The 13,709-nt window shown below is 69.9% G+C and carries 12 protein-coding genes and 2 pseudogenes; 11 read left to right on the top strand and 3 right to left on the bottom strand.

Annotated elements, in window-relative coordinates:
• Positions 1–142: 142 nt before the first annotated feature.
• The 10 genes and pseudogenes from ACWEN3_RS26305 to ACWEN3_RS26260 form a co-directional block, all read left to right on the top strand.
• Positions 143–407 (top strand): annotated as a pseudogene (locus ACWEN3_RS26305) (DJ-1/PfpI family protein); the annotation flags it as partial.
• Positions 408–1,113: 706 nt separating this feature from the next.
• Positions 1,114–1,641, top strand: a complete 528-nt coding sequence (locus ACWEN3_RS26300; RefSeq protein ID WP_452975665.1) for a general stress protein — start codon at positions 1,114–1,116, stop codon at positions 1,639–1,641.
• 81 nt (positions 1,642–1,722) lie between these two features.
• Complete coding sequence (dnaK, locus tag ACWEN3_RS26295) at positions 1,723–3,627, top strand: molecular chaperone DnaK (RefSeq protein WP_265565992.1); 1,905 nt, start codon at positions 1,723–1,725, stop codon at positions 3,625–3,627.
• A gap of 10 nt (positions 3,628–3,637) precedes the next feature.
• Entirely contained in the window at positions 3,638–4,222 is a 585-nt protein-coding gene (locus tag ACWEN3_RS26290; RefSeq protein WP_452975663.1) for a nucleotide exchange factor GrpE, read from the top strand.
• Between the two features lie 6 nt (positions 4,223–4,228).
• Positions 4,229–5,167: a DnaJ C-terminal domain-containing protein gene (locus tag ACWEN3_RS26285; RefSeq protein WP_452975660.1), complete on the top strand. Its 939-nt coding sequence runs from the start codon at positions 4,229–4,231 to the stop codon at positions 5,165–5,167.
• Positions 5,164–5,538 carry a chaperone modulator CbpM gene (locus ACWEN3_RS26280; protein ID WP_359557276.1) on the top strand — a complete coding sequence of 125 codons (375 nt, stop codon included), beginning with the start codon at positions 5,164–5,166 and terminating at the stop codon, positions 5,536–5,538. Before ACWEN3_RS26285 ends, ACWEN3_RS26280 begins: the two co-directional genes overlap by 4 nt.
• A complete protein-coding gene (gene clpB, locus ACWEN3_RS26275) occupies positions 5,529–8,168 on the top strand; it encodes an ATP-dependent chaperone ClpB (RefSeq protein ID WP_452975657.1) in 2,640 nt (879 codons plus the stop codon). The genes ACWEN3_RS26280 and clpB overlap by 10 nt, the downstream gene beginning before the upstream one ends.
• Positions 8,165–8,611 carry a thioredoxin gene (trxA, locus tag ACWEN3_RS26270; protein ID WP_452975654.1) on the top strand — a complete coding sequence of 149 codons (447 nt, stop codon included), beginning with the start codon at positions 8,165–8,167 and terminating at the stop codon, positions 8,609–8,611. The genes clpB and trxA overlap by 4 nt, the downstream gene beginning before the upstream one ends.
• Positions 8,612–8,616: 5 nt before the next feature.
• Positions 8,617–8,880, top strand: coding sequence for a UBP-type zinc finger domain-containing protein (locus ACWEN3_RS26265; RefSeq protein WP_133046517.1), 264 nt, complete (start codon positions 8,617–8,619; stop codon positions 8,878–8,880).
• The gene (locus tag ACWEN3_RS26260) at positions 8,880–10,694 is read left to right on the top strand and encodes an FAD-dependent oxidoreductase (protein ID WP_452975651.1); all 1,815 of its coding nucleotides are present in this window, start codon (positions 8,880–8,882) and stop codon (positions 10,692–10,694) included. Before ACWEN3_RS26265 ends, ACWEN3_RS26260 begins: the two co-directional genes overlap by 1 nt.
• On the opposite strand, the gene ACWEN3_RS26255 is transcribed toward ACWEN3_RS26260, so the two are convergent.
• The 3 genes and pseudogenes from ACWEN3_RS26255 to phoU all read right to left on the bottom strand — a co-directional run bounded on the left by ACWEN3_RS26255 (position 10,626) and on the right by phoU (position 12,571).
• Positions 10,626–10,961, bottom strand: a complete 336-nt coding sequence (locus tag ACWEN3_RS26255; RefSeq protein WP_452975669.1) for a hypothetical protein — start codon at positions 10,959–10,961, stop codon at positions 10,626–10,628. The two genes, ACWEN3_RS26260 and ACWEN3_RS26255, sit on opposite strands and share 69 nt — an antisense overlap.
• Positions 10,962–10,978: 17 nt before the next feature.
• Complete coding sequence (locus tag ACWEN3_RS26250; protein ID WP_452975667.1) at positions 10,979–11,317, bottom strand: IS3 family transposase; 339 nt, start codon at positions 11,315–11,317, stop codon at positions 10,979–10,981.
• A 531-nt stretch (positions 11,318–11,848) separates the two neighbouring features.
• A pseudogene (gene phoU, locus ACWEN3_RS26245) lies at positions 11,849–12,571 on the bottom strand (phosphate signaling complex protein PhoU).
• Between the two features lie 661 nt (positions 12,572–13,232).
• Between phoU and ACWEN3_RS26240 the strand changes: the two are divergent.
• Complete coding sequence (locus tag ACWEN3_RS26240; protein ID WP_452975648.1) at positions 13,233–13,673, top strand: hypothetical protein; 441 nt, start codon at positions 13,233–13,235, stop codon at positions 13,671–13,673.
• Positions 13,674–13,709 lie beyond the last annotated feature (36 nt).

Raw genomic sequence — 13,709 nt, 5'->3', positions numbered from 1 at the left:
CAGCCCACCCCCCTCGGTCCTTGTCGTCAACGGATTACTCGGGCCACCGACAACGCAGCGAACTTTGGCGCTGCGCGCCTCCGGCACGAGGAGGCGTTTCCCTCCCCGGCTGAAGCCGGGGATACCCACGCAAGACCAACGGATGGCCAGCGGGAAGCCGGTCGCATCGATCTGCCACGGCCCGTGGACCTTGGCGGAAGCCGACGCCGTGCGCGGCCGCCGCCTGACGTCCTGGCCCAGCATCCGCACCGACCTGCGCAACGCCGGCGCGGAGGTCGTCGCCGACCAGGAGGTGGTCGTCGACGGGCAGCTGGTCACCATCCGCGGCCCGGCCGACCTGCCTGCCTGCCTTCTGCGCCGCCGTCGTGGAGCAGTTCGCCCGGGCGCACCACCCCATGCCTGGCTGACCCGGCGGCCTGGTCGCAGGCGGTGGGAGCAGGCGGTGCACGGTGGAGGTGGGCCCGCTGGGCCCGCTCTCCACCCCGCGGGCCGGTCAGCCGGGGCGCTCGCCTCCCGTACGGCCGCCGGTCCGTAGCGTCGCGCAGCCGCGTCGAATGTCGCCATGCCCAGGGACAGGATCGCCGCGGTGCGCCGTACCAGCCTGGAGAGGAGGAAGGAGTCCTGCGTCCCGGGTAGGAACCGGGACGACACCGCCAGGCGCAGATGGCCCCGGGAGAATATCCGGCGTGGTACGGCCCGAGGGCAGCGACCTGCACAGGGCAGGACCGAGGATCTCGCGCTCGTCCGCGCTGTCGAAGGTGTGTGGCACAGTGCCATCAGCCCGTGAGGTGCGCCCCGAGCGGGGCGGCCGTTCGGGTGGGGCCGTGCCGCTGCTCGTCCACGGGCACGGTGGTGTCCCGGGGGCCGCCCGCCTTTTGAGCGTCGAAGCGGGGAGTAAGTCCCCTGTGTCGGAAGATTCGTGAGCCCCGCTACCTCATGCCGGGCCGAACCCTGAGGTACCCCGCCGCGAACTCGCCGTCCCGCCTCCTGTCCTCGCAGACCGACCGGCGGTGCCACTTTTCGACCCGCTGGGCGCAGGCGGGGTGACCGGGCGAACAGCCACTGTGGGGCCTGTCGGGACCGCTCGGCGGTCCGTCGGCGGAAGGAGTGGCCATGACCGAGCAGGCCCGCAGGGCCGTTGCCTCGTACTCGACGTACCAGGAAGCCGAACGTGCCGTCGATCATCTCGCCGACCAGGGCTTTCCCGTTCAGAAGGTGGCGATCATCGGTCGGGACATACGTCTTGTCGAACAGGTGGTCGGTCGAATGGGGTACGGCGAGGCCGCCCTCCACGGCGCAGCCACCGGAGCGCTGCCCGGCGTACTCGTCGGCTGGATCTTCGGGCTGCTGAACTGGCTGAATCCGGTCGTCTCCGGTCTGCTCCTCGCGCTGTACGGGCTGATCTTCGGAGCGGTCGTCGGTGCGCTGCTCGGCGTGCTGTTGCACGCGGCCCAGGGCGGCCGCCGGGACTTCGCCTCGGTGCGCTCGATGGAGCCCAGCCGGTACGACGTCGTGGTGGACGAGGACGTCGCCGATGAGGCCGTCCGGCTGGTCGCCGGGCTGGACAGCAGGGCCGGCGCGAACACGGAGAGCGCCTCCTCCAGGGGCCGGCGCCCGCGCAGCGACCCCGCCCCCAGCTGAACGTGTTTCGAAGCCGGGCGGACAGGGCCCGGAGGATGAACGGTCGCCGACGGACGTCGACCGCCGCGGAAGGAGTTCCTCATGGCCAAGGCAGTGGGCATCGACCTGGGCACCACCAACTCGGTGATCGCCGTGTGGGAGGGCGGCGAGCCGTCCGTCGTGCCCAACAGCGAGGGCAACCGCACGACACCGTCCGTGGTGGCCTTCACCGACACCGGGGAACGCCTGGTGGGCCAGCTGGCCCGGCGCCAGGCGATCCTCAACCCCAAGGGCACCATCTACTCGGCCAAGCGGTTCATCGGCCGGCACTTCGACGAGATCCCCGACGAGGCCAAGGCCGTCGCCTACGACGTCGTCCCGGGAGACAACGGCGAGGCCCGCTTCAAGGTGCGTGACAAGCTGTACGCGCCTGAGGAGATCAGCGCCCTGGTGCTGCGCAAACTCGCCGACGACGCCTCCAAGCAGCTGGGGGAACGGGTCACGGAGGCGGTCATCACGGTGCCCGCCTACTTCAACGACGCCCAGCGCACCGCGACCCGTGATGCCGGACGGATCGCGGGACTGGAAGTGCTGCGGATCATCAACGAGCCGACGGCGGCCGCCCTCGCGTACGGCATGGACAAGAAACAGCACGAGACCGTCCTCGTCTTCGACCTGGGCGGCGGCACCTTCGACGTGAGCATCCTCGATGTCGGCGACGGCGTGGTGGAGGTGCGTTCCACGGCGGGTGACAGCCATCTGGGCGGCGACGACTTCGACCGGCGTCTGGTCGACTACCTCGCGGACGACTTCCAGAAGGAGAACGGCATCGACCTGCGCAAGGATCCGCAGGCGCTGCAACGTCTGTTCGAGGCGGCGGAGAAGGCCAAGACCGAGCTCAGCTCCGTCACCCAGACCCAGGTCAGCCTGCCGTTCATCACCGCCGACGCCTCCGGGCCCAAGCATCTCACCGACTCGATCATGCGGTCCACGTTCGAGCAGATCACCGGCGACCTGGTGGAGCGTTGCCTCGGTCCGGTCCAGCAGGCCATGGCCGATGCCAAGGTCGGCGAGAGCGACATCGACGAGGTCATCCTCGTCGGCGGTTCCACCCGCATCCCCGCCGTCCAGGCACTGGTGCGCCGGCTGACCGGCGGCAAGGAACCCAACATGAGCGTGAACCCCGATGAGGTCGTGGCCCTGGGCGCCGCGATCCAGGCCGGGGTGCTCAAGGGCGAGGTCAAGGACGTCCTGCTGCTCGACGTCACCCCCCTGTCGCTGGGCGTGGAGACGCGCGGCGGAGTGATGACGAAGATCATCGAACGGAACACCACCATCCCGGTGCGCCGCAGCGAGACCTTCTCCACCGCCGAGGACAACCAGCCGGCCGTCGACATCGTCGTCCTCCAGGGCGAGCGGGAGCGGGCCGCCGACAACCGGGTCCTCGGCCGGTTCCAGCTCACCGACATCCGGCCGGCGCCGCGGGGCGAACCGCAGATCGAGGTCACCTTCGACATCGACGCCAACGGCATCCTCAATGTCAGCGCGCGCGACAAGGACACCGGCAAGGAACAGGGCATCACCATCAGCGAGAGTTCCAACCTGGACCGGAGCGAGGTCGAACGCATGGTCCAGGAGGCCGAAAGCAACCGGGGCCAGGACCAGGCACTCCGCGAGGCCGTCGACGCCCGCAACGAACTCGACGCGATCGCCTACCAGGTCGAAAAGCGTCTGAACGAACTGGCCGACGCCGCGCCCGCGCACGAAAAGGCGCGAGCCGAGATGCTGGTGGCAGAGGCCCGCGACGCGGTCAAGAACGAGGCCGGAGTGGACAAGGTCAGGCCGCTGATCTCCGAACTCCAGCAGGTCTACGCCGGGCTCGCCGCCCACCAAGCCGAAGCCGCGGCGGCGAGTGGTCCGTCGGACACCACCGGGCCGGACGGCTCCGGGCAGGGCGGTGCCGGCGCCGACGAAGACGTGATCGACGCCGAGTTCGACAAGGGCTGAGGTACCCGCCATGCCGATCCCTCCCCAGGACCGATCGTCCGACCTACCGCCCGAAGGCGCCACACAACCGCCGCAGGGCCACCTGCCCGAGCCCGCGCCGCCGACCACGCAGGCCGAACCGGGGCCCGACGCGGCCACCGGTCCGGCCGGGGGCGAGGACGAGTACGCAGCCGCACTGAAAGAGGTCGAGGACCGCTGGCGGCGTGCTCTCGCCGATCTGGACAACCTGCGCAAGCGACACGCCAGGGAACTGGACCGGGAGCGCGCGGTCGAACGCGCCCGCACGGCCGCGGCCTTCCTTCCCGTCATCGACAACCTCGAACTGGCCCTGAACCACGCGGGCTCCGACCCCGGGGCGATCGTCGAGGGGGTTCGCGCCGTGCGCGACCAGGCCGTGTCCACCCTTGAACGCCTTGGTTACGAGCGTCACGCCGAGACCGGCGTCCCGTTCGACCCCTCCCGGCACGAGGTCGTCGGCGTGGTCCAGGACCCCGACGCCGAACCCAACACCGTGGCGCAGGTGCTGCGCCCCGGCTACGGCGAGGCCGAGCGGCAGCTGAGGCCGGCCGCCGTGACCGTCGCCAAGCGGGAGTGAGCGGCCATGGCACGCGACTTCTACGAAGTCCTCGGGGTCCCGCGAGACGCCGACAAGGACGAGATCCAGCAGGCGTATCGCAAGCTGGCCCGCAGGTACCACCCAGACGTCAACAAGGACCCCACGGCGGAGGAGCGGTTCAAGGAGATCAATGAGGCCTTCAGCGTCCTGTCCGACCCCGACCAGCGGGCCCGTTACGACCGCTTCGGCGAGGACTTCCGGAAGGTTCCCGAGGACTGGGAGGAGCGGGTCGGTGCCGGCGCGGGACCCGGCGGCGGCTTCCGCTGGTCCACCGGGGGCGGCCCCCGGGTCCGGTACGCCACCAGCGGCTTCGGCGCGGAGGGCGTCGACGTCGACGACCTGTTCGGCTCGTTCTTCGGGGGCGCCGGACGGGTGCGTGTCCCCGGAGCCGACCAGGAGGCCGAACTGCCGCTCACCGTCGAGGAGGCCTACCGGGGAGGCCGTCGCACCGTCACGCTCGCCGATCCCACAGGGCAGCCGCGGCGGTACGAGGTCGACGTGCCACCGGGTACCACCGACGGGCAGCGTATCCGGCTGGCGGGCGAGGGCGGCCGGGGCAACGGTGACGCCCCTGCGGGGGACCTGTACCTGCGGGTGCGGATCCAGCCGCACCCCCAGTTCCGCCTCGACGGCCGGGACGTGTATGTGCAGCTTCCGGTCACACCCTGGGAGGCCGCGCTGGGTGCGACGGTTCCGGTGCCCACGCCGAGCGGGGAGACGGCAAAGGTCACGGTGCCCGCGGGCTCGTCCAGCGGCCGGCGGCTGCGGCTACGCGGTGAGGGCATGCCGAACCCGCGCGGCACGAACGGCAACCTCTACGCCGAGCTCCGGATCATGGTGCCGTCCAGGCTCAGCGACCGGGAGCGCGCACTCTTCGAGGAGCTCGCCGCCGTCTCCTCGTTCGACCCCAGGAGGACACGATGAGTGACCCACGCGCCGAGGCGCGCCAGGCGTCTCGGCTGACGGCTCCCGCGCCGGCACGCGTCCGGTACGCGATCGTGCCGGTGCCCAGGCTCTCTCTGCAGACCGTGGCCCGCCGCTCCGGGGTCCACCCCGACCTCATACGCCGGTTCGTCGCTCTGGGCCTGGTCGAGGCCGAGCGCGACGCCTCCGGAGGGCTGGTGTTCGAACCCACGGCACCGGCCGCCCTCGCCCGCGTCCAGCGGCTGCGCACCGGGCTGTGCCTCAACTACGCATCCATCGGCCTGGTGCTCGACCTGCTGGACCGCATCAGCATGCTCGAAGCCGCCCTGCGCCGCGCCGGTACGAGGAGTGAAACACCCCCATGGACATGAACCGTCTCACCCAGAAGTCCCAGGAAGCCCTCCAGGAGGCCCAGAGCGCGGCCGTCGGCATGGGGCAGACCGAGGTCGACGGGGAACACCTGCTGCTCGCGCTTCTCGATCAGGAGGACGGTCTGATCCCACGGTTGCTGCAACAGGCCGGCACCGAGCCGAAGGAGCTGCGCGCGGCCGTGCGCGAGGAACTCTCCCGCCGCCCGAAGGTCACCGGTCCCGGCGCGGCACCCGGCCAAGTCTTCGTCACTCAGCGCCTGTCCCGCCTGCTCGATGCCGCCGAGCGGGAGGCCAAACGCCTCAAGGACGAGTACGTGTCGGTGGAGCACCTCCTGCTCGCCCTGGCCGAGGAGGGCTCGGCGACCGCCGCCGGACGCCTGCTCAAGGAGCACGGCGTGACCCGGGATTCGTTCCTGAGCGCGCTCACCCAGGTCCGCGGCAACCAGCGGGTCACCTCCGCCAACCCTGAAGTGGCCTATGAGGCTCTGGAGAAGTACGGCCGCGACCTGGTCCTCGAGGCTCGGTCCGGGCGGCTGGACCCGGTCATCGGCCGTGATACGGAGATCCGCCGCGTCACCCAGATCCTCAGCCGCAAGACCAAGAACAACCCCGTCCTCATCGGCGATCCCGGCGTCGGCAAGACCGCCATCGTCGAGGGCCTGGCCCAGCGCATCGTTCGCGGCGACGTCCCCGAGGGCCTGCGCGACAAGACGGTGTTCGCTCTCGACATGGGCTCCCTGGTCGCCGGCGCCAAGTACCGCGGCGAGTTCGAGGAACGCCTCAAGGCTGTGCTGTCCGAGGTGAAGGCCGCCCAGGGACGCATCCTGCTCTTCGTCGACGAACTCCACACCGTCGTCGGCGCGGGCGCCGCCGAAGGGGCCATGGACGCGGGCAACATGCTCAAGCCGATGCTCGCCCGCGGCGAACTCCACATGATCGGCGCCACCACCCTCGACGAGTACCGCAAGCACATCGAGAAGGACGCCGCCCTCGAACGCCGCTTCCAGCAGGTGCTGGTCGACGAGCCGAGCGTGGAAGACACCATCTCCATCCTGCGCGGACTGCGCGAACGCCTCGAGGTCTTCCACGGCGTGAAGATCCAGGACACCGCACTGGTCTCCGCGGCCACCCTCAGCCACCGCTACATCACCGACCGGTTCCTGCCCGACAAGGCCATCGACCTCGTCGACGAGGCGTGCGCCCGGCTGCGTACCGAGATCGACTCGATGCCCGCCGAACTCGACGAGATCACCCGCCGCGTCACCCGCCTGGAGATCGAGGAGGCGGCCCTGTCCAAGGAGACCGACGCCGCCAGCAAAACTCGCCTGGAGGAACTGCGCAAGGAACTGGCCGACCTGCGCGGCGAGGCCGACGCCAAACACGCCCAGTGGGAGGCCGAACGGCAGGCCATCCGCCGCGTGCAGGAACTGCGCCAGGAACTGGAGCAGGTCCGCCACGAGGCGGAGGAGGCCGAACGCGCCTACGACCTCAACCGCGCCGCCGAACTCCGCTACGGCCGCCTCCAGGACCTGGAGCGCCGGCTGAAGGCCGAGGAGGAGCAACTGGCCGCCAAACAGGGGCAGAACCGGCTGCTGCGCGAGGTCGTCACCGAGGAGGAGATCGCCGAGATCGTCGCCGCCTGGACCGGCATCCCCGTCGCCCGCCTCCAGGAAGGCGAACGCGAGAAGCTGCTGCGCCTCGACGAGATCCTGCGCGAGCGCGTCATCGGCCAGGACGAGGCCGTCAAACTCGTCGCCGACGCCATCATCCGCGCCCGCTCCGGCATCCGCGACCCGCGCCGCCCCATCGGCTCCTTCATCTTCCTCGGCCCCACCGGCGTCGGGAAGACCGAGCTGGCCAAGACCCTCGCGGCGGCCCTGTTCGACTCCGAGGAGAACATGGTCCGCCTCGACATGAGTGAGTACCAGGAGCGGCACACCGTCAGCCGGCTCATGGGCGCACCACCCGGATACGTCGGCTACGAGGAAGGCGGCCAGCTCACCGAGGCCGTACGCCGCAAGCCGTACTCGGTCGTGCTGTTCGACGAGATCGAGAAAGCGCACACCGATGTCTTCAACACCCTGCTGCAGGTCCTCGACGACGGCCGCATCACCGACTCCCAGGGCCGCACCGTCGACTTCCGCAACACCGTGATCATCATGACGTCGAACATCGGCTCCGAGCACCTCCTCGACGGCGCCACCGCCGAGGGCGAGATCAAGCCGGACGCCCGCGCCCTGGTGATGGGCGAGCTGCGCGGGCACTTCCGCCCGGAGTTCCTCAACCGCGTCGACGACATCGTGCTGTTCAAGCCGCTCGGCGAGCGGCAGATCGAGCGGATCGTGGAGCTGCAGTTCGATGAGCTGCGCCGCCGACTCGCCGAACGCCGCATCACCGTCGAACTCACCGAAGCCGCCCGGGAGTTGATCGCCCACCAGGGCTACGACCCGGTGTACGGGGCCCGGCCGCTGCGCCGCTACATCTCCCACGAGGTCGAGACGATGGTCGGACGCGCCCTGCTGCGCGGTGACGTCCAGGACGGCGCGACGGTCCGCGTCGACGCCGAACATGGAGAGCTGGTAGTCACCTACGACCAGCCCCAGGACGTGAAGGGAGCGCGGGCGGCATGAGCACGACGCAGGCGACGACCGTCAGATGTCCCCACTGCGGGCGCACCAACCGGGTGCCCGTAGCCGCGGAGGGCCGCCCCAAGTGCGGCCACTGCAAGCAGCCCCTACCGTGGATGGTGGACGCGGGCGACGACGACTTCACCGAGGTCGCCGAGCGGGCCGACGTCCCCGTCGTGGTCGACCTGTGGGCCACCTGGTGCGGCCCCTGCCGCATGGTCAGCCCCGCACTGGAGAAGGTCGCCACCGATCTCGCCGGCCGAATCAAACTCGTCAAGGTCGACGTCGACAAGAACCCGCGACTGTCGCAGCGTTTCGAGGTCCAGGCCGTACCGACACTGCTGATCCTCAACCGGGGCGAGACGGTCGCCCGGCAGGCGGGGGCGGCGCCCGCCCCCGCTCTGCGCCAGTGGGTGGAACAGTCGATCACCGCCCGGAAAGGGTGATCCGGATGACCCTGCACGCAGACCCCCACCTCGCGCTTGTCCGGCCGGTCCAGCCGCTGACCCCAGAAGGGTGTCAGGAGTGTCTGATGCTCGGCTCCCCGTGGGTCCACCTGAGGCTCTGCCTGACCTGCGGGCACGTCGGCTGCTGCGACTCCTCGCCGAACAAGCACGCGCGCAAGCACGCAGCTGCCGTCGCCCATCCGATCGTGCAGTCCTTCCAGCCCGGCGAGGAATGGCGCTGGTGCTACGTTCACGAGGCGTTCGTCTGATGTCCGGCGACCAGTCGCTGCCGGGCGAAGAACCAGTGCCGGAGAAAGCGAACGACGCCGCCTTCTGGGAGACCCCGGACATCTACGGCGCGTACCCGCGCCTCACGGAGGACCAGATAGCACGTCTGGCGGAGCACGGGCAACGCCGGACCATGGCTCCGAACGACGTGCTGATCCGGGAGGGGGAGCGCTGCGAGACGTTCTTCGTCGTCCTCAGCGGTACCGTCGCCGTCGTCGAGGACCACGGCACCCCCGAGGAGCACGTGCTGCGCGTGCACGGCCCCGGTCGCTTCATCGGCGAACTCGGCCTGCTGCACGGACAAGTGGCCTTCTACACCGCTGTCGCCAGGGAGCCCGGTGAGGTCCTCGTCGTCTCCTTGGACCAGTTGCGCCACCTGGTGTCCCAGGACTCCACCCTCGGGGACGTCGTGCTGCGCGCCTGTCTGGGCCGTCGCGCGCTGCTCGTCGGACAGGGCGCCGGCTTCCGCATCATCGGCTCGCGCTACTCGCCCGACACCAGACGGCTGCGCGAGTTCGCCGTCCGCAACCGGATGCCGCACCGCTGGATCGACCTGGAGACCGACGAGGAGGCCGAGGAGCTGCTGCGCCGCTTCGGCGTCGGCCCGGCGGAGACACCGATCGTCATCTGGCGGGACACCACCCTGTTGCGCAACCCCAGCAACGCGGAACTGGCCCGGCTCATCGGCCTGCCGTCACTACCCGCCGGAAACCGTCACGGCGACGTCCTCATCGTAGGCTCCGGACCCGCCGGCCTCGCTGCCGCGGTGTACGCCGCCTCCGAGGGCCTGAACACCACGGTGGTGGAGGCGATGGCCACCGGCGGCCAGGCCGGCACGTCGTCCCGCATCGAAAATCTACTCGGCTTCCCATCCGGCATCTCCGGCGCCGAACTCACCGAACGCGCCGTACTCCAGGCCGACAAGTTCGGCGCCAGGATCAGCCTTCCGCTGGAGGCGACCGGTCTCCATCCCAAGGACGACGACCACTGCGTGGTGGCGTTCGCCGACGGCAGCGAAATCGCCGTCCGCGCCGTCGTCCTGGCCATGGGTGCCCGCTACCGCCGGCTCCAGGTGCCCGGCATCGAACACCTGGAGGGAACGAGCGTGCACTACTCGGCGACCGTCTACGAGGCCCAGCAGTGCCGCACCGACCCGGTGGCCGTCGTCGGCGGAGGCAACTCGGCGGGCCAGGCGGTGCTGTTCCTCGCCGGGTACGCGCCGAAGGTGCACCTGCTGGTCCGAGGAGCCAGCCTTGAGGCCAACATGTCCCGCTACCTGGTCGACCAGGTCGAGCGTCATCCGCGGGTGGAGGTCATGCTGCACACCGAGGTCACCGAGGTCATCGGCCAGGAAGTGCTGGAGGAACTCGACGTGGTCGACAACCGCACGGGCGGGCACCGCCGGCTCGCGGTACGGAGCCTGTTCGTCTTCACCGGCGCCGAACCTCACACCGAGTGGCTCGCAGGCATCATCGCCCTCGACTCCCGCGGCTTCGTCCTCACCGGGCCGGAGGCCCAGGAAGCCTGCGCCTCCCCCGAGGTGTGGCATGACCGCGGGCGCTCGTGCATGACCCTGGAGGCCAGCCTGCCCGGGGTCTTCGCGGTAGGGGACGTCCGTAGCGGCTCGGTGAAGAGGGTGGCCTCCGCGGCCGGTGAGGGCGCGATGGCCATCCACTTCGTGCACAGGCACCTGGGGCACTCGGCCGTACCAGGAACCACGGGCACCTCAGCTGTCGCGGGCCACTCGGACGTCTCCCCACGCATACGTCACAAGGAGTCCGCATGGCTCGCATGACGAAGGGCGCCCGCACGGCGGCACCGCGGTGGCGGCCTGCTGACAGTCGTAGGCGTCGCCGACCGAGCCGATGGACGCGACTATGCCGGCGGCGTCCAGATGCTCGGCGAGCCTGAACGACGTGTACTGCGACCCGGCATCCGAGTGATGGATCAACTCGCCTGGTCGGATGGGTTGCTGCTCACGGTCACGCTGCCAGATCGCCATCTCCAGGGCGCCCAGGACGAAGACGGTCTCCTTGACGGTGGCCGCCGACCAGCCGACGATCCGGCGGGAGAAGGTGTCTACGAGAACGCGACGTAGTCGGTCGCCGACCAGATCTTGACGTGGGTGAAGTCCGCCACCCAGCAGCGGTTGGGGGCGGCGGCGAAGAAGTCGCGGTCGAGACGGTCGGGAGCTCGCACCACCTGCCCGCCGGGGAGCGTGGTGATCACACGCTTGCCGCGGACCGCCCCCTGGATGCCCATCTCACGCATCAGGCGTTCGACGGTGCACCGGGCCACGACGCGTCCCTGCCGGTTCAGCTCACGCCAGACCTTTCTCGCCCCGTAGACACGGTAGTGGCCCTGCTGATGTTCCTCACTGGCCTGGCCTCCCTCCTCCTGACGATCTTCCTGCCGCACTGGGTCGCCGGACTCGACACCCTCGGCGGCTGGCTCCAAACCCCGCTTAACCCCGACTGACAGCCAGGCCTTCTCCATCTCTCCGACGGCGCCACAAACCGGATGGCCGGAGCAACACCACGCTTTGGTAAGGGCGTGACAGCAGGGGGAAGCCGAACCAGCAGAAGACTGCCCAGCGAACACCAAAAGGACCCCGATCGGGGACGCCGGGATTAGCGTGGTGAGAACGGGAAGCCGACGGCTGCACACTGCTGTGCGGTGATCATTGCGCTTGGGGGGCGGTCGGCAAAGCGCGAAACGCTCCTTCAGCCCAACCGGTGCCCGCCCGCGCACGTGTCCATCCCCTCGCTGACCCACTTGTGGCAGGAGGGGCAGGAGCGGACCCGGCTCAGAGTGGCAAGTGGCTGTGTGAGGCGGCCGCGTGCGCTACTGCTGCGTGCGGCCTTCAGGGACACGGTCAGTTTCCGCACCAGCAGGCCGGTGATGCCGGGCACCGGTTTCTGCTTTTCGGTAGTGAGCGACAGCTCGTGGTCAGCAGCCCATCGCTTCCCCCGGATTTCCGATCGCACGCATGCACGCCGGGCCTGGCGGAGGGCAGCCGTCGGCGGGCAGTTCGTCCGCGTGCTCGCCGGTGACCAGGTAGACCACGCGCTGCGCCACCGACGCCGCGTGGTCGGCGAACCGTTCGTAGTAGCGGCCGACCAGGGTGGCGTCCACAGCGGTCTCACACCGTGCTGCCACTTTTCGTCCATCAGGTGCTGGAAAATCATGCGGTGCAGCTCGTCCATGCGGTCGTCGTCCTTGGCCAGCTGGAGTGCCGCATCGACGTCGTGGGTGAGGATCATCGGCGGCCTGCGCCATCAGGCGCTGCGCGAGCTGGCCCATCTCCAAGATCGTGCGCCGCAGGTCGCGCGGGGCCGCACGCTGGGGATGACGCATCCTCGCCAGCTTGGCCACGTGCTGGGCCAGGTCCCCGGAGCGCTCCAGGTCCGCGCTCATGCGCTGCGAAGTGACCACGATCCTGAGGTCAGCGGCCACCGACTGCTGCCGCGCCAACATCGCGATCGCCCGGTCCTCCAAATCGCGTTGCAGGTTATCGACCTTCTCATCAGCGAGGATCACGCCCTCGGCGAGCTGCAGATCGGCGTCCAGGAGGGCGGTGGTCGCCAGGCCGATGGCCGAGCCGACCAGGTTCGCCATCTCCACCAAGCCGTCACTGATCGCGTCCAGGTCCTCGTGGTAGGCCCGCCGCATTGCTTCCCTCCCCGGCGGGTCGTGCCACTTTGCCGGACTGGCCGACTGTCAGGTTCGCACACGTCGCCCGCCCGGCAACGTTCGCCGATCACCGTCGGCTGGGTTTCAGCCAGCTTGCTGGTGCCGCCCCCGGTCAGATGGCATACCGGCGGCCTGTCCGGCCTGCCGAGCGCGCGTCTGACACGCCGGACACAGTTCGTGCCGTCCGTCGTTGGTGATCACCGTTCCCCAACCGAAGCAGACCTCGCAGCCGCGGGCCCTGACCGGGTCAGCACGAGGCGCCAACCCGCAGGGGGCGTCGATTCCTCGGGCCATGGCTGATCACTCCTTACCGATCAACCGATCCAGCAAGGCCCTTTCAGGCGCGTTGCGCCTTCGCCAGCGCGGCGCCAGGCTTTGGCCCCGTTGTCGCAGGGGGTGCCCATCGCGCTGGCTGTTCGTCGTCATTTACACCCGGCCCTGTGGTCGGCTCAGGCTGTGTCCCTTGAGCGTAATACCCAGAGACCACCTTGCGGAGGACACGCGAGCAGGGACGATGCAGTTATGTGTACGTCCGGCGGGGGGACCGCCCCATGCTGCGCCATCCGAAGCCTGCTGGTGCCGATGTGGCTGTCAGGGGCACCAGTAGAGGGACGATCCAGCTGAAGGGAAGGGCGGGCGGATGGACGAGTTCGATGTGGATGCCGTTCTCCAGCAGGCACTGGACCGTCTCGCGCTGCTCGCGGAGGTGACGACCGCGCTGGGCAGCACCCTGGATGCCGATGAGGGCCTGCGGAGGGTCTGCCGGATCATGGTCCCGCAGCTGGCCGACTGGTGCGCCGTCGACCTGCTGGAGAGCGAGGACGCCCCGCGGCGGGTGTGCGTCACCCACAAAGACCCCCACCTGCTGCCCCCGGGGCTGCTGGAGGGCTGCCTGCCGACGCTGACCGACGACACCCCCGGACCCCTGGCGCGGGTCCTGCGCGGAGCCGGCCCGCTGCTGATCAGCGAGCCCGACGCCACGGCACGCCGCATCCATCGCCTTCCCGGCTGGGACCTCACGCCGGCGCTCGAGGCGTCATCGATGGTGCTGGCGCCGCTCCTTGGTCGTGATGGTGAGTAGCTCGGGTCCGCCGTCCGCCTCGGGGCGCACGACGAG

Source organism: Streptomyces sp. NPDC004561, from assembly GCF_053602155.1.
Note: the sequence above shows the minus strand (reverse complement) of the source record. Positions and strands in the feature narration are given on the sequence as shown.